18 protein-coding genes are annotated in these 18,440 nt (G+C 58.7%); 10 read left to right on the top strand and 8 right to left on the bottom strand.

Annotated features, from left to right (window positions below; translation table 11 throughout):
- Nucleotides 1-1,036: 1,036 nt before the first annotated feature.
- The 4 genes from ACTG4X_RS13850 to ACTG4X_RS13835 all read left to right on the top strand — a co-directional run bounded on the left by ACTG4X_RS13850 (nt 1,037) and on the right by ACTG4X_RS13835 (nt 6,710).
- The gene (locus ACTG4X_RS13850) at nt 1,037-2,029 is read left to right on the top strand and encodes a hypothetical protein (protein ID WP_440534061.1); all 993 of its coding nucleotides are present in this window, start codon (nt 1,037-1,039) and stop codon (nt 2,027-2,029) included.
- Entirely contained in the window at nt 2,026-3,126 is a 1,101-nt protein-coding gene (locus tag ACTG4X_RS13845; RefSeq protein ID WP_440534060.1) for a hypothetical protein, read from the top strand. The genes ACTG4X_RS13850 and ACTG4X_RS13845 overlap by 4 nt, the downstream gene beginning before the upstream one ends.
- 164 nt (nt 3,127-3,290) lie before the next feature.
- Nucleotides 3,291-3,800: a hypothetical protein gene (locus ACTG4X_RS13840; protein WP_440534059.1), complete on the top strand. Its 510-nt coding sequence runs from the start codon at nt 3,291-3,293 to the stop codon at nt 3,798-3,800.
- A 177-nt stretch (nt 3,801-3,977) separates the two neighbouring features.
- The gene (locus tag ACTG4X_RS13835; protein WP_440534058.1) at nt 3,978-6,710 is read left to right on the top strand and encodes a tetratricopeptide repeat protein; all 2,733 of its coding nucleotides are present in this window, start codon (nt 3,978-3,980) and stop codon (nt 6,708-6,710) included.
- Nucleotides 6,711-6,862: 152 nt separating this feature from the next.
- On the opposite strand, the gene ACTG4X_RS13830 is transcribed toward ACTG4X_RS13835, so the two are convergent.
- The gene (locus ACTG4X_RS13830) at nt 6,863-7,936 is read right to left on the bottom strand and encodes an HNH endonuclease (RefSeq protein ID WP_440534057.1); all 1,074 of its coding nucleotides are present in this window, start codon (nt 7,934-7,936) and stop codon (nt 6,863-6,865) included.
- A gap of 104 nt (nt 7,937-8,040) precedes the next feature.
- Here ACTG4X_RS13830 and ACTG4X_RS13825 point away from each other — a divergent pair, with 104 nt between their 5' ends.
- Together ACTG4X_RS13825 and ACTG4X_RS13820 are read left to right on the top strand one after the other, a co-directional pair.
- Nucleotides 8,041-8,238: an XRE family transcriptional regulator gene (locus ACTG4X_RS13825; RefSeq protein ID WP_440534456.1), complete on the top strand. Its 198-nt coding sequence runs from the start codon at nt 8,041-8,043 to the stop codon at nt 8,236-8,238.
- Between the two features lie 129 nt (nt 8,239-8,367).
- Entirely contained in the window at nt 8,368-9,234 is an 867-nt protein-coding gene (locus ACTG4X_RS13820; protein ID WP_440534056.1) for a hypothetical protein, read from the top strand.
- A 151-nt stretch (nt 9,235-9,385) separates the two neighbouring features.
- On the opposite strand, the gene istB is transcribed toward ACTG4X_RS13820, so the two are convergent.
- Entirely contained in the window at nt 9,386-10,165 is a 780-nt protein-coding gene (gene istB, locus ACTG4X_RS13815) for an IS21-like element helper ATPase IstB (protein WP_440532734.1), read from the bottom strand.
- Nucleotides 10,166-10,230: 65 nt separating this feature from the next.
- The gene (gene istA, locus ACTG4X_RS13810; RefSeq protein ID WP_440532735.1) at nt 10,231-11,754 is read right to left on the bottom strand and encodes an IS21 family transposase; all 1,524 of its coding nucleotides are present in this window, start codon (nt 11,752-11,754) and stop codon (nt 10,231-10,233) included.
- A gap of 194 nt (nt 11,755-11,948) precedes the next feature.
- On the opposite strand from istA, the gene ACTG4X_RS13805 reads away from it, so the two are divergent.
- From ACTG4X_RS13805 to ACTG4X_RS13795, 3 genes are all read left to right on the top strand, one after another.
- Nucleotides 11,949-12,347, top strand: a complete 399-nt coding sequence (locus tag ACTG4X_RS13805) for a restriction endonuclease (RefSeq protein ID WP_440534055.1) — start codon at nt 11,949-11,951, stop codon at nt 12,345-12,347.
- Nucleotides 12,348-12,453: 106 nt separating this feature from the next.
- The gene (locus tag ACTG4X_RS13800) at nt 12,454-13,215 is read left to right on the top strand and encodes an HNH endonuclease (protein WP_440534054.1); all 762 of its coding nucleotides are present in this window, start codon (nt 12,454-12,456) and stop codon (nt 13,213-13,215) included.
- Nucleotides 13,215-13,655, top strand: a complete 441-nt coding sequence (locus ACTG4X_RS13795; RefSeq protein WP_440534053.1) for a hypothetical protein — start codon at nt 13,215-13,217, stop codon at nt 13,653-13,655. Before ACTG4X_RS13800 ends, ACTG4X_RS13795 begins: the two co-directional genes overlap by 1 nt.
- A gap of 21 nt (nt 13,656-13,676) precedes the next feature.
- On the opposite strand, the gene ACTG4X_RS13790 is transcribed toward ACTG4X_RS13795, so the two are convergent.
- On the bottom strand, nt 13,677-14,507 hold the full coding sequence (locus ACTG4X_RS13790; RefSeq protein ID WP_440534052.1) for a hypothetical protein: 831 nt from the start codon (nt 14,505-14,507) through the stop codon (nt 13,677-13,679).
- Nucleotides 14,508-14,548: 41 nt separating this feature from the next.
- On the opposite strand from ACTG4X_RS13790, the gene ACTG4X_RS13785 reads away from it, so the two are divergent.
- Complete coding sequence (locus ACTG4X_RS13785; RefSeq protein WP_440534051.1) at nt 14,549-15,178, top strand: GNAT family N-acetyltransferase; 630 nt, start codon at nt 14,549-14,551, stop codon at nt 15,176-15,178.
- A gap of 61 nt (nt 15,179-15,239) precedes the next feature.
- Here the strand turns inward: ACTG4X_RS13785 and ACTG4X_RS13780 are convergent, their stop codons facing one another.
- From ACTG4X_RS13780 to ACTG4X_RS13765, 4 genes are all read right to left on the bottom strand, one after another.
- Nucleotides 15,240-15,695, bottom strand: coding sequence for a GNAT family N-acetyltransferase (locus tag ACTG4X_RS13780; protein WP_440534050.1), 456 nt, complete (start codon nt 15,693-15,695; stop codon nt 15,240-15,242).
- A 102-nt stretch (nt 15,696-15,797) separates the two neighbouring features.
- Complete coding sequence (gene tnpC / locus ACTG4X_RS13775) at nt 15,798-17,384, bottom strand: IS66 family transposase (protein ID WP_440534049.1); 1,587 nt, start codon at nt 17,382-17,384, stop codon at nt 15,798-15,800.
- 17 nt (nt 17,385-17,401) lie between these two features.
- A complete protein-coding gene (tnpB, locus tag ACTG4X_RS13770) occupies nt 17,402-17,752 on the bottom strand; it encodes an IS66 family insertion sequence element accessory protein TnpB (protein ID WP_440534048.1) in 351 nt (116 codons plus the stop codon).
- A complete protein-coding gene (locus ACTG4X_RS13765; protein ID WP_440534047.1) occupies nt 17,728-18,243 on the bottom strand; it encodes a transposase in 516 nt (171 codons plus the stop codon). Before ACTG4X_RS13765 ends, tnpB begins: the two co-directional genes overlap by 25 nt.
- Nucleotides 18,244-18,440: the final 197 nt, after the last annotated feature.

Genomic DNA, 18,440 nt, shown 5'->3' with positions numbered 1-18,440 from the left:
GAGCGTAACCCGTCGTTCTGTCTGCTGATTTTGTGTGAAACCGATCTAAAGACGGTCTGTAGGCCGCATGAATACTGGCTTTTGACAATTCGGTAAAGCTTCCGTACCCCCTTTTGTACCCCCTCTCCCGAAACCCTCTTATGTCGTGGCCTTCCCGCAACATTCCTAGGCGTCGCTGCTTTCTCTCCGCGGACGCCAGAGCGTCGCTGGTTGACCGTGGACGGTGCTAATGCACACCCCCATTGTGTAGGTAGGCAGATGCGCAACGACGTCAAGGGAGAAATTTTCCCTTTATTGACAGGTACTTAGGACATCTAAGCCAGAGTGTGCGCTGGAGCGCACCATGGGCGTGAAATGGCGTGGATTGGCGGTGGAATTACCCCAAATTACACCAAAAACGGCTCGGAAACTGAGGCATAGACCGGGATATGGAGGCGTACTTGGACCGGGCTTGCTGGAGCACTCCCGACTTTGCTTGCCTCTTGCGCCGGCAGCCCTTGGCGAAGTCGGCCGCCGGATTGGATTCCAGTATTTCGCGCAACTGACGCGACGTGCTAGGACTTCGGAGGGTCGCCACTCGAGTCGACAAGCACTGCCTTGGTCACAGCTGCCTCGAAGAGCTGAAACCAATACTTGAGTGAATGCAGTTCGATAAGCCGGTGATTGAGAGCCATCGGAAGCAGCAAGCCGCCCAGCCCTCCAACTAAAGCGCGAACCGGCAAGCAAGCGAAGCGCGCAGCACCGGAGAGCGAAGGCATCGGGCACAGACGCGACGCGCGGGCTCTGTGATACCCCAACAGCCTTGCCAGCCGCAGATCGCGCGTACTGGCGCTCAGCGAACTGGGGCCAACTCAATTCTGCGCATCGGAGATGATGTGAAGCATAGATTGGCTTGATCCAAGTCTGATAAATTGGTGGCGCCACCGTCGCTCAGAAGCGATTGCCAGCAAAAATTCTGAGCTGATTAATTCAAAAAAGCAGACGACAGGCATGGCTGGCATCCCGGTCATCCAAGAACATCAAACGAGGAGGGGTTGTGGCAGAGACGGCAAACATTGGCGAGATTGCGGCGAAGCTTTCAAAAGACATTTTTAAGCACTTCCTCTGGGAAACCCATCCCAAGACGGATGACAACTTCGAGTGCACGAATGAGAAGCATGTCGGCGAGGGAGGAAAGCCGAAGGCAACTCACCCGGGCGATGTAGTTTTTTTGTACCGTGATCCATACCTAGGCAAGACGGTCTATCTTCACACCGACTTGAAGAGCTATGCGGAAGACTCAATCACCTCCACGAGACTGCGCGGTGCGTTCAAATCTCTGTGCATGACAATCGACTGTGCACGGGGCTCGGACTCCTGGAGAGCAAAGTACTCCATTGACGAGTCAGAAGCACATGAAGTTCGCGGGCTGCTATTCGTTCATAACCACGATAACGGTTATGACAAGCCGTTTTACGAGGCTATCGACAAGGTCGACTTGCAAGCGCTCCCAGTCGCGCCAGGAACGCAGCTGCATTACCTCGGACCGATGGACATCCAGCGCCTGTACAGCGTAGCGAATGACATCATTCGCTTAAAGGGTGAAGGCGAGCTGCCACAGACCTACACGTTCTACTACCCCGATCTTGTGATTTCGCGTCGGCAAGGGGACGTATGGTCACAGCCTGCGACTGTGGAAACTCTGACTTCACCTTACATCATCATCAAGCACGTCGCAACGGATGAACAGAGTGCTGGCTACGTCATCTACTACAACGCACCCGCATCAAGCCCAGAAGAATTCGAGTACTTCCTCGACAGCCTGTCGAGGTTTCAGATGCTGGAGTCCGGAGAGCGAATTTTGTTGCGAGTAACTCATCCCGATGCCCCCAATGACCTCAAGTCAATCTTTCGCACGGCACAGAAGAAGTATGTCAAGGCTTGGGGGTTTGATCCTGCGCGCGAAGAAATCCTAGGGAAGATTCAGATTGAAAGGATCACGAGCGTTACCAGCACCTATAACCCGGGAGACATGGGATGGCGGGAATGAAGAAGCGGGCCCATGGCCCATCGCTTTACTACGCGAGCGACAAGAATGTCTTTGATGCGTTGAATCAGCACAAGGTTGATGCACCAACTGTCATCCGACTCTTCCAACGTCGCAACATCGTAGTTAGCAGGAAGACACCACGAGAAGAGCTTGCAAAGTACTTCTCTACGCTGACGCACGACTACTATGACCACAAGGAAATTGCGGCTCGACTCGGGGTAGTCGCCAGACGAGAGCGCACGACTTCCATGGACGTCTCAGGGGTAAGTGATACCGACGAATTGCAAGGCGTCGTTGAACAGCTGAAGAAAGAAATGGAAGCGAGCGGAGACACCGTGCAGGTGACGCGAGAAGGTAACAACCTCAGCATTCGAGTCCAATATTCCGAAATCGACTACAAGCGTAGCGAGTTCTCGCAGGTTCAAGTTCGTGACGGCACCATCGAGTTCGTCCAATCCCCGACCGGCTATGTTGTGCGAAACACTCAGAATGACTATCTCAATGGGGTCCGAGAAACGCTATTGGCTAAGGTCGAGAAGACGACTTCAGAACCTCTGGTCAAGGTTGTCGTTTCGTTGTTTGATGTACCTTCAACAAAGCTTCGATCCAAGTTTTTTCATGAACTGGCGAGTTCATTGCCCGGCTTTGTCCGGCGTGACGTGACTGATGTGTACGTATTCAAAGCGAAGCCAGAGCTGGATGATGAAGGAGGAGAAGAGGATGCAGAGGGTTCGGAGACCCATGTAGAGCGGGTCTTTCTCCGCGGCAGCGGGGTGAGCCGTTCGGAAATCCTCAATGAACTCCTTGATGAGGAGGACTACTACATCATCAAGATGGGGTGGACTGCGACCGAGCTCATGGGAGTGGGCAATGTCTACGATATCGAAGCGGGTTTTTCTGATCTCAGGGATTGCACGGGCTTCTCGTTCATCTTGAGCGGTGTCTTCGCTGTAGAGGAGGGCAAGGTCTCTACGCGGCGACGACCACCACACAAGCATGAGAGTGACGCATTCTCTCGGGTCATAGAGTCGAAGGCTCGAGATCTTGTGGCGGCGCTCCGGGCAGAGTTTCTGGCGGCCGATGCCGGGAGTAAGTAATGCAGACTAGGTATCGGTGGTTCCGCATTCAGTTTCCAGCTCGAGCCCGGGATCTGGGAATGATCGTTGCCAATTGCCCTTTCGGGCCTACATCCGCGTATGGGTTTGCCGGAGCGCCAAGCGGTGGCGCCTCCTATCGGTACCTTTGGCGTTCACGAGTGGTCGTGACAACGCTGGATGCTGAAGGAACTCCGACCTACGAGCAGATTGACAGTGTTAGTTTCACCGATTTTTCCGTTGTTGAGCTAGGCGATCTGGTCTTCCTGAGAATCGAGAATGCAGGGAGAAACGTTCGGGATCTTCTCAATGCGCTCGAGACTCTGGTCGGCATGGGCTTCACAGCCAAGCCTGTGACGTTCGATAGGGCGCGTCCCTCCGCGGTCTTCAATTCCGTCGACTCTTCCAAGCTTGTAGGGATGAAGGTCGTTGGTGCTGTTCTCGCCGACGACCTCTTGGCTCGAATGGAGTTCGTGTCGAAAAATGGGATGGCGGTTGAGAACATGGAAGTTCTCAAGGGCCTGAAATACAAGGTCGAACTTGCCGTGTTTGAAGTCGTTCTGAGTGGGCTGAAGGGGCAAATTGCATTTGCTGCGAATGGGACCGTCAAGATCAGTGGCCAGATTGCCCCCAAGTTGATAAGCCTCGTAGAAAAAGATCTGCCGTTGCTCATTTGATTTTGGTTGCTCACGCAGCATCCACGCATGCCGGTGCGCACCCAAACAAGAAAAGCCGCAAAATCCCTTGAGTCGCATTTTTCGGCTTCCGTAGCCACCATCTACGCCAGCACGATCCAAACAGCACCCTTTTTGAGTCAGTTGATCTGAGAGGCGCTGAAGAATGGAGGGAACACTATGAACACATACCTGAGAACCGGCTTCATCGAACGAGTGATGGAGTCAATGACGCGTGCGGCACCTCGCTTTGAAGAGTTTGGCCAGCGCTTCGTGAACCACATGCTCGGGATCTCGCTGAGCCACCGCGGGCTGAATGTCCTGGGGCATTCTGTCGGGTATACCGTCGACACATATGACGACACAGGCTTGGTAGCCGCAGAGTACTCAGCTTTGAAGGGCTACTTTGATGGCATCGCCAAAAAGCCGATGGAGGACGTGCTGCACGTTCTGCATCTAAAACCTCAAACAAGAGACGTCTTCCTCATCAGCTCTGACGAGTGCTCTCCAGCCGACGAGGAAGCACTTCGTAAACGCTTTTCCGCTTGGCCGGGATTCGAAGGCCGCACCGTTCACATTTACAACCGACGCAGAATCGCCGAATTCATCGTCGATCACCTCCTTATAAGCGACTTGGCAATTGATCAACTCGGTCAATATCTGCCTGTACTCAAGCACATCGCCACCGAGCACGAAGCGAATCTTCTGGCGCCAAAGCCCGCATTGGGCTATCGGGAACGAGACGTGGTCGACAAGGCCATTCTTGCGAGCCTCCAGACGGAAAAGTGCCTCTGCATCACAGGTGTCGGCGGCATCGGAAAGTCGCAAGCAGCAGCGGCATATGCCGATGCACGCAGGGACGAATTTGAGCTGATCATGTGGCTTGACGGCACAGCATTGTCCAACGTCAATGATCTGCAGTCGATCGCACTGGGGCGCTCCGGAGTAACTCGAAACGTTGTAGGACTCCTTGGTTCGCGACGATGTCTGCTCGTGATTGATGACTTAGCCGGCAAGCTCAGCATTGGGGAGATTGCAACCCTCTGTGGGCCAAACTCCAGGGTCATCATTACCCAGAGAGAGAAAACTGCCGGAGGGCTCGAGATCCCGTTTATGGAAGAGAGCCTGGCGAAGGATGTGCTGAATCACGGCGTTGACGCGCCGTGCGACGATGAAAGCTGGAAGCAGATATGGAAGACGGTGAATGGACACCCTCTCACTTTAGGCCTCATGAACGCTGCGGTTCGGGATGGAGCCACTTGGAAAGAGATCGCTGAAGATTGCGTACGCGTGGGCGAGATGGAGGACGGCCGCTACCAGAGATTGGCCGACAGACTTCTTCAACGCTTCGAGAAAACACTTTCGACCGAGCTCTCGGCATTTCGTTGGCTTGCTGCACGCGATGCATACCGGCCACTATTGAGAGCGTTGATTGGTGGAGTTGGAATCCGCAAGCTGGAGAGCCACTCCATGACGGCACCGAGCAGGCAGTCAGTTGTGCGTCTACACGATGTCGTCTTCGCGGCGCTGGGCGCCGCCCCGTGGCTGAACGAGAGTTTGAGCGACCGCTGGATAGACCAGCTCGATGGTTTTTTGCTGACCTCTGCTCAGTCGCCATCTCTGGACTTGAGGGCCGCAGGTTCGTTCATGAGGGGAAAGCTGGAGTTACTTGTTCAAGCTGGAGAGCGTCGAAGCTCATTTCTGTACGCGCTTTTGCAGGAATGGCTTCCGTCTGAACTGAACCGAGGCCTCATCGGAGACCCAGCCACACTTGTGGAGCTTTTGGAGACCACGGGGCGGCCGGCGACTCCAATCGAGACCAGTCTGGTTCTGGAATCAATCGAAGGTTTGTACCGCGCAGACAAGGAGCAAGCAGGCGTCGACGCAGCAAAAAACATATTGCGGTCGCGCATTGAGCTATTCGATCGTCTCGAGGCACTGCCAAGCCTTACGGAACGTCAGAAGGCAGAAATTCTCCACCACAAGGGAAAGGCACTGACCCTCCTCGGAAAGAGAGACGAAGCACAGGCCCTGTTCGAGCAGGTAATTCAAGGTGCTTTCCCAATGTTTGAGACCAGACTTCAGTTGGTACGTCTCTATGGCGGCAAGGCGAGAACGAAAGCCGTGGAGCAGGCCAAGGCTGTACTCGAGGCTGCAAAGACTCCAGGGACAGTCTCCAACTCAGTAGCGCTTGCAACGATCTGCGCTGTTCCGTCCGGGCCCGAAAGGGATGACTTCATGCAAGAGTACGCCGATGTTGCACAGCGAGAGATCCTCGAAGCGGCAGACGTGAACTTGGGTCAGGCTTTCGAGGCATTCGCCGCTGTAAGTCGAACTTGGAAATGGAGAGCGCCCCAACGATTCGTCGACGTTTGGCGGGGCATCCAAGCTCCAGAACCTAGCAACGATGTACAGCGATTCATCTTTGCCGAGCTCTATCAGAATGCTGGTATTGTCCTAGGTGATCAGAAGGATGCGCTCAGTGCAAGAGCTCTGTCTCTGTATGAGCAAATGACTACCCGAAACGATTTCCAATCTCAGCAGTACGCAGGAGCGTTGGCCGAGGCCGGAAAGTTTGCCGATGCACTAGCCGTTGTCTCCAAGATCGAGAAGCCAAGCCCTTGGGCGCACTACTGGAAATCTGTGGCTCAGCTCGGTCTCGAACCCACAAATGTTCAGGCCGCTATGGAGAGCATCGAGACAGCACTGAAGGAATTGCCGACTACCAGCAGCAACTTCCTTTCGGCTTTTCATGCACAGCGCTTCGAAGTTCGTATTCAGCTGAATGACTCATCAGCAATCGAAGATCTGGACAAGGCCATAGCTGTCTGCGAAGAGGCGCGATATAAAGACCAATTGATTGAGCGGCGCGCTCGACACCTTGAGCGCCAGACGCTTCCAAGCGTTGCCTGACAATTTACGTACGCGTGCTGCAATCTCACGGAGTGCGGGCTTTAAGCTGAGGTGAGAGTGGCAAGCATGCACTGCATGCGAAAGCACTTTCTCCTGCCAAGGATCATGCCCCTGGGCTTTGCAGCCATTGCTCTGGGAGGACTGAAAAGGGTTTACCGTTTGCCACCACGTGAAGCCAGTGGCTGGAATTGACTGGGCTCTAGCTCTTGTAGGGCGCCCATGCCGTAGCGCAACACGATGTCCTCCCTGCCTTCGATCTCTGAGCTCGACATATTCTCTCGCTTGATTGGCACAGAAGGCTGAGTCGGATCGCTTAACGCCGCTTTGTCGGCCGGCAGCATCGGCAGGTTGGGTATCTTGTCCCTAGGTTGGCCGGCATCTTCTGCAAGCAGTGGAAGCGCGATCTGGTAAGCCCGGCCCCCAAACCTCAGGCGGAAGAACATGTGGGGCGAGTCCGTAGGCGCGTCTGGCTTACGCCGCAAAAGCTGATATTCGAACCTTCCGGGAGCGTATACATCTGGCCGCGTTTGCATCGACAGGACGAGCAATACGTCGGCGAACGCTTCGGTTGACTCCTCGTCGCCACGGATCCAGGCCTTCAGATGTTTCAACGATTCGCAGGCCTCCGGAGGCGCCACGGCAACGGCCATCTTGACAAGGCATTTGAACACCGACGATGGCGCAAACCCTCTTCGCGTCAGTTTGAATTCGACGGTTTTCGCCTCTGGGTCGATGGTGTAACGCCCCCCTTCGGACATTCCCTCCACGATCGTCATCTGATTCAAATCATCCGATTCGATCTGAACAGCACCATCGTGAGCACTGTATTTCGGCGATGCGCCTTCTCTGTTTGGCGTACGTTCAATGGCGCGCCAAGCAGCAGACCAACGGCCGAAATGTGCATCGATGGTCGCACCAAATAGGGCGTTGCATTGATCACACTCCCGCAGATCGAAAAGCCATTGATTCCCTATGAGCCCAGGTAGCGCATGTGCCTTCTGGTCGAAGCTCACGTCAGGCGCGCCTTTGTCGCAGTAACGACAGATACGCGGCTCGCCAGCGCCAAGATGCAACTCCTCTTCCTGTGCGCCTGGCCCGAAATTAGCACGAGTGATGAAGTCGTAGCGTTCGTAGAACCATCCGAGTAGCTGTCCAATCGTCGGCTCGGACGGAACCGCAACTGTTCCGCTAGGTGGCGTTTCTGACACCATGTTTTCGCGCTCCACGGTTTCTGATGTGACTGTGACGATAGCTTAGTGCACAACGAGGCATAGCCGCTTGAAGCACTGGCGCGGCCAAGCGTGCTGCTTGCAAAAAGGCACAATCCACCATGCCAAATATCGCCACCTTCCTGAAAGCCGAAATCTCCCGTGTAGCCCGCAAAGAGGTTCGCGCGGAGGTCGAAGCACTAAGAAAGCGTGGGTGGCAGCAGTGGGAGGCTGGAGATCGAGCCATGCCACCCGGGCTGTTCGAGCTGTTCATGCTCAAGGCCGGCCAGTGGCCACTCGATGGCAATGCGGGGCTCTGAACTGTGAGGGAAGACAGATGGTGAAAACGGCGGCAACCAATACCGGGCATCCTGGCGTCGAGGCATGGTGGAAACCGAAATCGAAGCCTCCATCAAACCAGTTGAAAGCAAGAAGAACACGAGGATCAAATGACCGAGAGCACTATGAATGCTGCGCTACGCCAATTCGAGGCGGTTGAGGCAAACCTTGTGAAGGCTGAACGCCTGCTTGACGCCATTGAAGAGGCAATTCCGAAGGGCGTCGTGTTCGGCAGCGACTCCGACTACGAAAGCAACAGTCATCACTTCGACGCGCTCTATGCAGCCCTTCCGAAGATCAAGGGATGGAAGCCGGAAATTCATCTCTTGGAGCTTGACGAGATCGCGCAGAACCGCCTTGATGCCCAGGAAGTAGGCGAAATCGAATGCGTAATCTCCGTAGAGCGCTCGATCGAGGAGCCGTCGAAGTCACTGCGGCAGTATCGCCTGCGGTTCGGCCAGATGCGCCGCGAGCTTGTGCGTGACGCCTTGCAGGAACTGATGTCTGGCGTGGACGAGTGCATTCATGTGCTGTCGCAACTGCCTGAGCCTGCTGAAAGGCACCTCGAAGTTTCGCACCAGCAATTCGAGGTGTTGAAGCAGAACGTCGCTCAGATCAATGTACTGATGGGCAGCAGCATGTCCAAGCCTTCGCGATGGGGTGACTTAAATCGCCATATGCGGTTTGGGCTCTACGGAGACCTGCAAGACATCATCCAACATGACTGGCCCACAGCAAGAGCCGAGCTGCAGAAATCCATGTACGGCGACAACGAGCCTATGCCCGTTGGCATCGACGACCTTGAGACCTTGATCAGCGCAAAGCCGCGGGGAACGGTCGCGACCCAGCTGAGATGGCCGAGCCTGACCGAAGAGCAATTCGAGCGACTCATCTTCGCCCTCGTCGCCACCGAGCCGGGCTATGAAAACGCGGCATGGTTGACCAAGACGCAGGCCTGCGTATTTCGGCGAACGTGACCGCCCATTTCGGCCCATCGTGACCGGCACGCCGAGGGGTGAATTCGGCGTCATTTCGGCAACGTGACCACGCGTTTCGGTGATCGTGACCGCCCAGGTCGATGGCGGTGCTGCGCAGGGGGCAGAGTTTAGGGGGTCAGATTCGATCAGATCATTGGCTGGCCTCCTGAACTGCCTTTGTTGACTTGGCTGCTGCCCGCGCGGCCTTGCCTGTGCGACGCGACTCGCCCTCGAGATTGAAGCGCCGGCAGCTTTGCATCAATCGGTCGAGGATGGCGTCTGCGATGGTGGCGTCGCCCAGCCAGGCGTGCCAATGCTCGATGGGCAACTGGTGCGTGATGATCGTCGCGCGGTGGCCCACCCGGTCATCAATGACCTCCAGCAGGTCACCCCGGGTGACACTGTCCATCGGACCCGTTCCCCAATCGTCCAGGATCAACACGTCGACCTTGGCAAGCTGTTCGAGCCAACGTCGGAAGGTGCCTGCGCCGTGGAGGATGCGAAGCTCCTCGGCCAGACGTGGCACCCTCAAGTACAGCGCCGAGTGCCCCTGGCGACAGGCGTACTGGGCCAGCGCGCAGGCCAACCACGTCTTGCCCAGCCCGGTGGCGCCGGCGAAGGTCAGCGTCTCGCCCCGCTCGATCCAGGTCGACAGTGCGACGCCCATCAAGGTGGACCTGTCGATGCCGCGCACCGCCTCGAAGCTGGCGTCCTCCAAGGTAGCCGTGGGGTACTTCAGCTGGGCACGCTGCAGCAGCCGGGCCCGCTTGCGGTCACCTCGGGCATAGACCTCGCGCTCGACCAGCAGGGCCAGTCGCTCGTCGAACGACAGGTTCAGGCAGTCGGCCTGTTCTTGCTGCTGCTGCAAGGCGTCGGCAAAGCCCTGCAGCTTGAGTGCGCGCAGTTGGGTCAGGGTGGCGTTGTTGAGCATGGCGTGTGGGTGCAATGGATTGGATGAGTTCATGGTGGGCTCTGGGCTGGTGAGGTCGGTCGTCCTCACTGGTAGTAGCCCGGTCCGCGCAGGTTGGCGTGCGTCGGACTGGTCCATTCGGCTTCGGCATTCAGCGGCACCTGGTCACGGTTGTTGGCCAGCAGGTCGCGCACATGGCGGTAGCGGAAGGCGCCCAGTGCGAGGGCCCGCTCGCAGGCCGCCTCCAGCCGTGCCTCGCCATATCGGCGCGACAGGTTCAGCAGTCCCAGGCAGGAGCGGTAGCCGTGCTCGGGATGCTTGTAGGTCTGCAGCAGCCGGGTGATGAGTTCGCCGCAGGCCATGCCGATGCGTTGCCCCCAATCGATCAGACGCTGAGGCGTCCACTCCAGGTGGGCGCGGTGGGCAGCGGGCATGTGGGCCTCCACCGTGGTGTAGCCGCCGCGGCGCTCGTTGCGGGCGTGGGCGGCCACGCGCTGGCCGCGCAGCAGCAGCTCTACGCCGTGGCGGGTGAGGCGCGCCTCCAGGGTCTGGCCGACGAGCGCGTGAGGCACGCTGTAGCGGTGGCCCTCCAGCTCGACGTGGTAGTCGATGTGGACCTTCACCGTCTTGAAGCGGGCAAGCTCATAGGGTTGGCGCGGCAGCGCCATCAGAGCCGGCGCATCCAGTTCGGCGAACACGCTGGCGCGGCTGCCGGGCAGCTTCTGGAACGGCCGGTCGTTCACGCTCGATAGCAGCTCGGTGATGGCGGTATCGACCTGGGCGACGGTGTCGAAGCGATGGTGGCGCAGCCGCGCCAGCACCCAACGGGTGACGACTTGCACTGAAGACTCGGCAGTGGCCTTATCCCTTGGGGTTCGTGGGCGGGCGGCCAGCACCGAGGTACCGTAGTAGCGGGCGAAGTCGAGCACGGTGTCGTTAGCGCGTGGTTCGTAGCGGTCGGGCGAGGCGATGACCGCGCGTGCGTTGTCCGGCACGATCAACTGCGGCACACCGCCGTAGAAGTGCAACGCACGCACCATGCAGTCGATCCAGTCATCCAGGCGCTGGGCCGGGGTGGCGCAGGCGAAGACGTAACTGGAGGCGGCCATGGCCGAGACGAACACCTGGGCGCGGGCGCCGTCACTCAGTGGCACGGTGGGGCCGGCGAAGTCGATAAACAGCTTCTCGCCGGCGCGCCGGTGTTGGCGCATGGAGCGCTTGAGCGTGCGGGCGAACTCCTTGTAGTGCTCGCAGAACTGCGTGTAGCGCCAGGTGCGGCCATCGGGATGGGCGGCCACGTACTCCTGCCACAGCAGCATGAGCGTCATGCCCTTGCGGTCGAGCTCCCGATGAATGCGGCCCCAGTCGGGTTCGACGAAGGGCTGCGAGGTGGAGGCCCGGGGAAGCAGCGCGCTCGAGAGCTGCCGCTCGTTCCAATGCTGCACGCTCTCCCAGTCCAGGCCGGCGACTGTGGCCAGGCTGACGTACTTGGCGACGACGCCTTTGGAGACCTTGAGGGTAGTGGCGATCTGCTCGTAAGAGAGCTGGGCGTGCCACTTCAGGCGGATGACATCCTTGATCATGGGTAGAGACATTCGTTGCTTGGGCATCCCGCTCCTTCGACGGCAAAGCCGCCGAGGCTACGGTGCCCAGGGGTTGAGTTCTCTACGCAGCGCCGCCGACGCCCGGGCGCCTCCTCAGGAAGGCTCCGGACCGGCGGTCATGAACGCCGAAACGGGCGGTCACGATGCCGAAACGGCCGGTCACGATGGTCCGAAACGCGGACCGGTCACGATGCGCCGGAATGACCGGTCACGATGCCGAAATCGGCGGTCACGATGCCCCGAAATACGCACAGGCCCCAGACCGAGGACGTGACGTATCCGTGTTTCGCATACAGACTGACACGCTCGGCGGAACGATGCGGCAACGGGTAATCATCCAATGTAAGCATTGGCTCAGCAAGAGCGTCGGCATCGCCGAGATCGCGACGCTACGGGAGCAAATGAAGACCTGGGAACCGCCGCGCGTTGATGTTCACGTCGTCGCAACAACGGGCCGCTTCACGAGCGACGCAATCCTGGCTGTGGAGAAACACAACCACTCGGATAGCGCATTGCGGATTGAGATGTGGCCAGAGAGCCATCTAGAGCTGTTGCTAGCAGCACGACCCGCGCTCATCGCGGAGTTCGGCCTGCGATGAGCAGGTGGCAATGCAAAAGCACCGCACCTTTTTGTGGGCTGGTTGCGTTCATCGATACGAATTCTCGGACGTCGGATTGAATGACCGCCAAAGAGCGAGGAGTTCCATGATCGAAGAATCAGAGCCAGCGCCGGAAGTGACGGTTGCGATGCGCGACAACCTCGCACGTCTGAAAAACGCACTGTACGAATGGCTTGTCAAGGAAGAGATCCTGGGAGACGCGGCCTTCTACACCGTCGAGACCTGGCGACAGCGCGGCGAGGAATACTTGACCGACTCCCTCCTCGTTCTCACATTTGATGGCAGCACGCTGCACACGATGCTGAACTTCGGAGGAGATACCGACGAGTTTGACGATCTGGTCGAGTCGTTCGGGTTCTACTACGGGCTCGGAAATCACTGGAACCTGGGCTTCTATCCACAAGACGGATACGACTACTCCCGCTCTGTCGGGACATATGCAAGCAAGCTGCGCGATCCACGATGGCAGAAGAAGGCCGATGCGGTCAGGCGAAAGGCAGACCAAAAGTGTCAGGACTGCGGATCAGCAGTTCGTCTTGATGCGCATCACTGCTACTACACCAACATGCGCGAAGGGTACGAACCTTGGGAGTACCCGCTGAGCGCGCTTCGTGCTCTGTGCCGCGATTGTCACATCGAGCGCGATCGTGCGGAAATTCGGATGCGCGCGTTTGCGGCATCGATGACAAGGCATCAGTTGGATGCGCTGCGCCCGGCTCTCAGTCACGCCACCTACTGGTACAGCCCCGAAGCTGTATTTGCATTCATGTCGCGACTTGGGCCAGAAGAGCGGCACATTGACAACGCGCTGAAAGAGCTTCGGGCCGGGCGGGTGGAACACGAGTGATGGATCAAACGCACCCCGCCACAGGCTCGATCAAAAAATCAGTAGGAGTGACAGCGACCGAGCGCATGCTTGCGGAATTTTGCGAGCGTTCTTTCCTGAAGCTTTGGAGTTACCCGAATCCGTACAAGGACGACGGGCACGAACTGTGTGACCTGCTCGCGGTCTTCGGCGACTACGTCTTCGTCTTCTTCGATCGGGAGAACGTACTGCCGGGCGTTCCCGAGAAGAACCCACAAGTCTTGTGGGACCGATGGAAGCGGAACATGATCGACCGGCAGGTCAAGACCGCGCATGGTGCCGAGCGCTACGTCCGCAGCGGAAGGCCCATCTTCTTGGATGGGAAAGGGACGATGGCGTTTCCCCTGTCGATTGATCCGGCGAAACCCGTCCACGCCACCGGGCTGGACCGCGTGCCAGTCACAGTGCACCCGGAGGCATAGGACCATCCTGTCGCTCGTGCGTCAATCGCGGCGAGTCCTCGCCGCGTACTTGGCATCGAACATCTTTTCTTCGAGCCATTCGCACAGGCATTCCACTTGCTCGATTGCCTTCATCAGCTTGTCGCGGGAGACGTGAACTGAGGGAGACATGAACAGCCGGGGTTCATCGTTCTCCTGAAACAGCGCGGCCTCGCGCTCACTCATGAAGAACGGCCGTGGATATCGCTGCCTATCCTTCTCGGCGTGGGTCACTCGCACCGACGTGATGTTCTCTGGATGCTGATCTCTGTTTCGGGCCAACACCACTTGCTCGATGATCTCCAGGTCCGCCGGGCATTGACTCCAGTCGACGCCCGCGCAAGAGGCCAGACAAGCGCGATAGCCACCGACAATCCCTTCGCTCTTGAACTCTGCCTTGAAGGCCTTGCCGCAGTTCAGACGCAGGTTGCGCTCCCAGGTCCTGAAGTAGAGCTGCAGAGATGCCGACAGCATGGACAGGCAACAGCGGCCAGTGACTTCCCGCAGTTCGTCCGCATCGATCCACTCGCTGATAAACGGCGGCTCCCCATCTTCGCTGTAGGGAGGCACATAGGGTTCCTCCTCCGCTTCGATCTTTCGGATGATCTCGTTGAACGGACTCGCCCCATGCTCGTAAAACTGGCGGATGAGGCGCGTACGATCCTTCAAGAAGAACAGAACATCCATGCTCACTCCTTCCTTGATGACGGTGGCGGCGCACTCGCGCTCGATGCGACGACGGCCACCGACGAGCAACGGCGGTCCATCACCGGCCGCGAGGCTGCAGCCGTACAGGCCACTCTGCAAGCCCACAATAGCGGCTGATGCGCGCATACGCCGTCGCGCCCATACCCTACGCATCCTACAGCTCTGCCATGCCCACTACTAACCCGCCAAAAGCGCGTGCTGGCTTGCGCTCTGTCATCAGACGCTCCAAACCCGAAGACATCGCGACAATCCGTTCTTGGCTTGAGGCCGAGGAGGCTGCTGGCGTACACGGTAACTTTCTTTGCAACTGGTCAGTCATCACTCGAGCCCACGAGGACCAAGAGCTGCTTGTGTACATAGACGGCAAGACTGGACTGCCAGTTGCTTTCCAACTCGGGCGCCTACTGCAGTCGGGAATCCTGCAAGTCAAGCAAGACTTCCGAGGCCGGGGAATTGGCAAGAAGATGGTTGCCTACTGCGTCAATCTCGCCCGACGCAAAGGCGAGGATCTCCTCGTCATTCAGTGCAAGCCATCTTCCTCGATTCAGTTTTGGCAGCGCGTGGGCTTCACTGTGATCCCTGAAAGTGAGCCGCCTAACAAGGCCTATCGAATCTTGGAGCGAAGGCATGCCCTGCCCGCGATTGGTACGTCTGTAGAGGCAGTCATTCGTTTTTATCCGGAGGAAAGAAAATGGCATGACGCCTGCCCCGCGCTGCTGCAGGTTACGGCGTCAGGGAAGGAGTTGCCGGGCGGCGTGATCCAGCTTGATCGCCGAGTCTCCTTTCATGAAGAGTAAGCGATCATTTATCCACGTCCGTCCTGCCGGGGCGCAGTACGGAGAGCCTATGCGTCTATGCTTACAGCTCGTATCTCAGTTGTAATGCTTGGCCTGTATCGACTGCCATTTTGAATCCAAGGCGCTCATAGAGCGTCCGAGCAGGATTGCCTTTCAGAACGCTGAGCGATACAGGCAACCCATCGTCCGCAGCTTGGGCCAATATCATTCGTATCACATCGGCTCCGATGCCGTGCCCTTGATGTTCCGGCAGGATCTGTACCTGCAATATCACCCATTCCGTGGGAGTTCGATAAGCTTTGAGCAATCCAATCTGTTCCGCTTCACTCCAAATTATTTGAGCATCTTCGTATCGGAGGCGTACTCGACGAAGATGGCTATCTTCGTCACTTGGCTCTCCCACGCGCCCCAGATGTTCAGTCATAGTGAGTTTTCGCAATTCAACGAGGAACGGTTCGTCCGATGGCAACGCCGGACGCAGTGTGATTTGGCGGAGATTCATATTGAGATTGAGCACTGGGTATGTTGGCCGTTGCCACGAACGTCTCGGCAGATATTGATGCCACAGTCAGAAGTCAGATTGTTGCCTGGTATTACCATGCTGCGGCCAGCGTAGAGATCAACGCCCGAGGTCAGGCATGTTCCAGGGCAGCAATGCCTCGTAGTCGTCGACGGTCTGTGCCAGCGGCACCTTCTTGAACAGCGCGACGAGGTAGCGGTAGGGCTCGACGTTGTTGGCCTTGGCGGTCTCGATGAGCGAGTAAAGATTGGCACTGGCGTTCGCGCCGCCCACGGTGTCAGCGAACAACCATGACCGTCTTCCGATCACGAAGGGGCGAATCGCGTTCTCCACCGGGTTGGAGTCCAGCGGCCAAGCGCCGTTGTCCAGGAACCGCACGAGCTTGGGCCACTGCCCGTGCAGGTAGTGCAGTGCCTCGCCCAGCAAGCTCGACGGCGCCACGCTGTGCAGGTGCGTGAGCAGCAGTTGCTCGATCTCGCGCACGACTGCGCGGCTGTAGCGCGAACGCAGTCGCAGCCGGCGCGCGGGCGTCCAATCCCTGGCCAAGGCCTCCGCACGGTACAGCTTGCCAATCAGCCGCACGAACCGGGTCGCGAGCTGATCCGGTGAGCGAGCCGCCTTCGGGATGGCTTCCTCGGCCTTGATCAGCGGTCGGCGCGCGTGGACCCAGCATCCGAGATGCGTGAGGCCGCCGGCCTTCGCGATGCCGTTGTAGACCTCGTAGCCGTCGGTGATGAGCGTGGTGCCTGGGCGGATGCCGGCATACAGCTTCTCGGCGTGCGCGGCACCGCGTCCAGGCGCATAGGCGAACAACCGCACCGGTGGACCCGTGCCATTCATCTGCGCCCACATGAAGCTCTTGGTCTGTGCCTTGCGCCCGGGCTCCTTGAGCACCTGGACCGTGGTCTCGTCGCCGTAGATCAGGTCCGAGTCCAGCAAGTGGTCGCGCAACAGGTTGATCACCGGCTGTACAGCCTGGCCGATGCGCACGATGCCGGAAGCCAGCGTATTGCTCGCGATGTCGCCACCGAAGCGGCGTAGCAATACGGCCGTGCGGTACAACGGCATGCCGAACTGGTACTTGCCGGTGATGACCCAGGCCTGGGCCTGCTCGGTGAGCAGCCCGCGCGGGATGATGCGCGCCGGCGTCGGTGCAACCTTCAGGCTCTGATCGCAGCAGGGACAGGCGTACTTGATGCGGTGGTGCTGCAGCACGCGCACCTGCTCGGGGATGACATCCATCTGCTCGCTGACCTCGGCGCCGATTTCCACCAGCGCGTGCCCGTCATGCGCGCACACACGCTCGGCCTCGGGCAGTTCGTGGCGCACGATCTCGCGCGGCAGCGCGGGGTCCAGTGGCTTGCGTCCACGCTTCTTGCGCTGGTGACCGGCGACCGGCGTCGACTCCTCTTCGTCGATGTCTTCGACCTCGGCCTGCGGCGTCTGATCGGTGGGCGCGAGTGCCTCTGCCTCGTTCAGGAACAGGTCCTTCTGATCGGTGCCGCGGGCTTCGCTCTTGGCCGCAAACAGCTGGCGCTGCAGCGCCTTCAGCCGCTCCAGTGCGAGGTCCCGCTCGGTGGTCGCTACTCGAAGCGCGCCGGCCAGCGCATCTCGCTCGGCGATGAGCGCGGCGAGTTCTTCAGCGGTGATGGTGGCGGGCGACGACACGCCCGCTTGGATCGGCATGCGCCATCATTGTTCCTTCAGGCCACGCTGGAATAGCGCAGACGAGAGTGGCGTTGCACCATCGCGATGTCGATGCCCTCCAGTAACCAGTGCAGCTGTTCGGCCGTCAGCGTGGGAACCGCCTCGGCCGAGGGCCAGATGAACCTGTCCTTCTCCAGGCGCTTGAGCAACAGCCAGAAGCCGTTGCGCTCCCAACCCAGGATCTTCACCCGGTCGCGCCGGCGGTTGCTGAACACGTACGCGCACGAGGCGAATGGGTCCAGGCCCAGCGCCTGCTCCACCAGCACGGCCAGGCCGTTGATGCTCAGCCGGAAGTCCACCGGCTCGCGGTGCAGGTAGACCTTCAGCCCTTCGTCGAAGCGGAACATGGCAGTCGACTCAACATCTGCACCAGCGTCGGCAATTGCTGCAAGCTCGTCTCGCCGAGATCGAATTGCACGCCGTTGGGCAGGCGCACCTGCAATCCGACCATCGGGGTCGGTGCCGTCAAGGAGTTCTCATTCGGGATCACCGCCACTGCCGTAGCAGGTGCGTGGGCCATCGCGGGCGCAGCCACTGCACACTCGCGCTGAGGTAGATCTTGTTCACCTTCTACGTGTACGGCAACGAATGCCGCATCGTGCGTTCGCGCAATGTCACCAGTTGGCACCTGGGCACTTCGCCGCTGGTAAGCCGTGATCCACGTCCTCAGAAGGTTCGTGTTGACACCGTGCTCCATCGCCATGCGTGCCACCGACACTCCCTGCTTGAGGCAGGCAACGATCAATTCCTTTTTGGCCGCTTCGTCGTAGACGCTGCGACCGTCACTCTTGCGCCCCACAACCAACCGGCTTCTCAACTCTGCGTACTGCTCTGTCATCTCTACATGTCCATGTTGCTCTACATGGACACGTAGCCTCACAGCTCATCGCTCCCTGAACAAGGGCGTGGTTAATTGACGGCTTACCATGAAGACGCATACCCGCGGGCCCGAGATGTCGTTGTCGAGGCGGAGGTCGATGGAGTGCGCCGATTCATCGACAAGGCCAAGTACCGTGAGCTCCAACAACGCGGCGT

Origin of the sequence: Variovorax sp. YR566 (assembly GCF_051992195.1) — a bacterium.
Taxonomy (GTDB): domain Bacteria; phylum Pseudomonadota; class Gammaproteobacteria; order Burkholderiales; family Burkholderiaceae_C; genus Variovorax.
This window is presented reverse-complemented; position numbering and strand designations above follow the sequence as displayed.

Coding starts and splice junctions, on each gene's coding strand:
- ACTG4X_RS13845 (WP_440534060.1), top strand. CDS start 2,026: ATGAAGAAGCGGGCCCATGGCCCATCGCTTTACTACGCGAGCGACAAG.
- ACTG4X_RS13835 (WP_440534058.1), top strand. CDS start 3,978: ATGAACACATACCTGAGAACCGGCTTCATCGAACGAGTGATGGAGTCA.
- ACTG4X_RS13825 (WP_440534456.1), top strand. CDS start 8,041: ATGCCAAATATCGCCACCTTCCTGAAAGCCGAAATCTCCCGTGTAGCC.
- ACTG4X_RS13820 (WP_440534056.1), top strand. CDS start 8,368: ATGACCGAGAGCACTATGAATGCTGCGCTACGCCAATTCGAGGCGGTT.
- istB (WP_440532734.1), bottom strand. CDS start 10,165: ATGCTCAACAACGCCACCCTGACCCAACTGCGCGCACTCAAGCTGCAG.
- istA (WP_440532735.1), bottom strand. CDS start 11,754: ATGCCCAAGCAACGAATGTCTCTACCCATGATCAAGGATGTCATCCGC.
- ACTG4X_RS13805 (WP_440534055.1), top strand. CDS start 11,949: ATGACCGGTCACGATGCCGAAATCGGCGGTCACGATGCCCCGAAATAC.
- ACTG4X_RS13800 (WP_440534054.1), top strand. CDS start 12,454: ATGATCGAAGAATCAGAGCCAGCGCCGGAAGTGACGGTTGCGATGCGC.
- ACTG4X_RS13795 (WP_440534053.1), top strand. CDS start 13,215: ATGGATCAAACGCACCCCGCCACAGGCTCGATCAAAAAATCAGTAGGA.
- ACTG4X_RS13790 (WP_440534052.1), bottom strand. CDS start 14,507: ATGCGCGCATCAGCCGCTATTGTGGGCTTGCAGAGTGGCCTGTACGGC.
- ACTG4X_RS13785 (WP_440534051.1), top strand. CDS start 14,549: ATGCCCACTACTAACCCGCCAAAAGCGCGTGCTGGCTTGCGCTCTGTC.
- tnpC (WP_440534049.1), bottom strand. CDS start 17,384: ATGCCGATCCAAGCGGGCGTGTCGTCGCCCGCCACCATCACCGCTGAA.
- tnpB (WP_440534048.1), bottom strand. CDS start 17,752: ATGTTCCGCTTCGACGAAGGGCTGAAGGTCTACCTGCACCGCGAGCCG.
- ACTG4X_RS13765 (WP_440534047.1), bottom strand. CDS start 18,243: ATGACAGAGCAGTACGCAGAGTTGAGAAGCCGGTTGGTTGTGGGGCGC.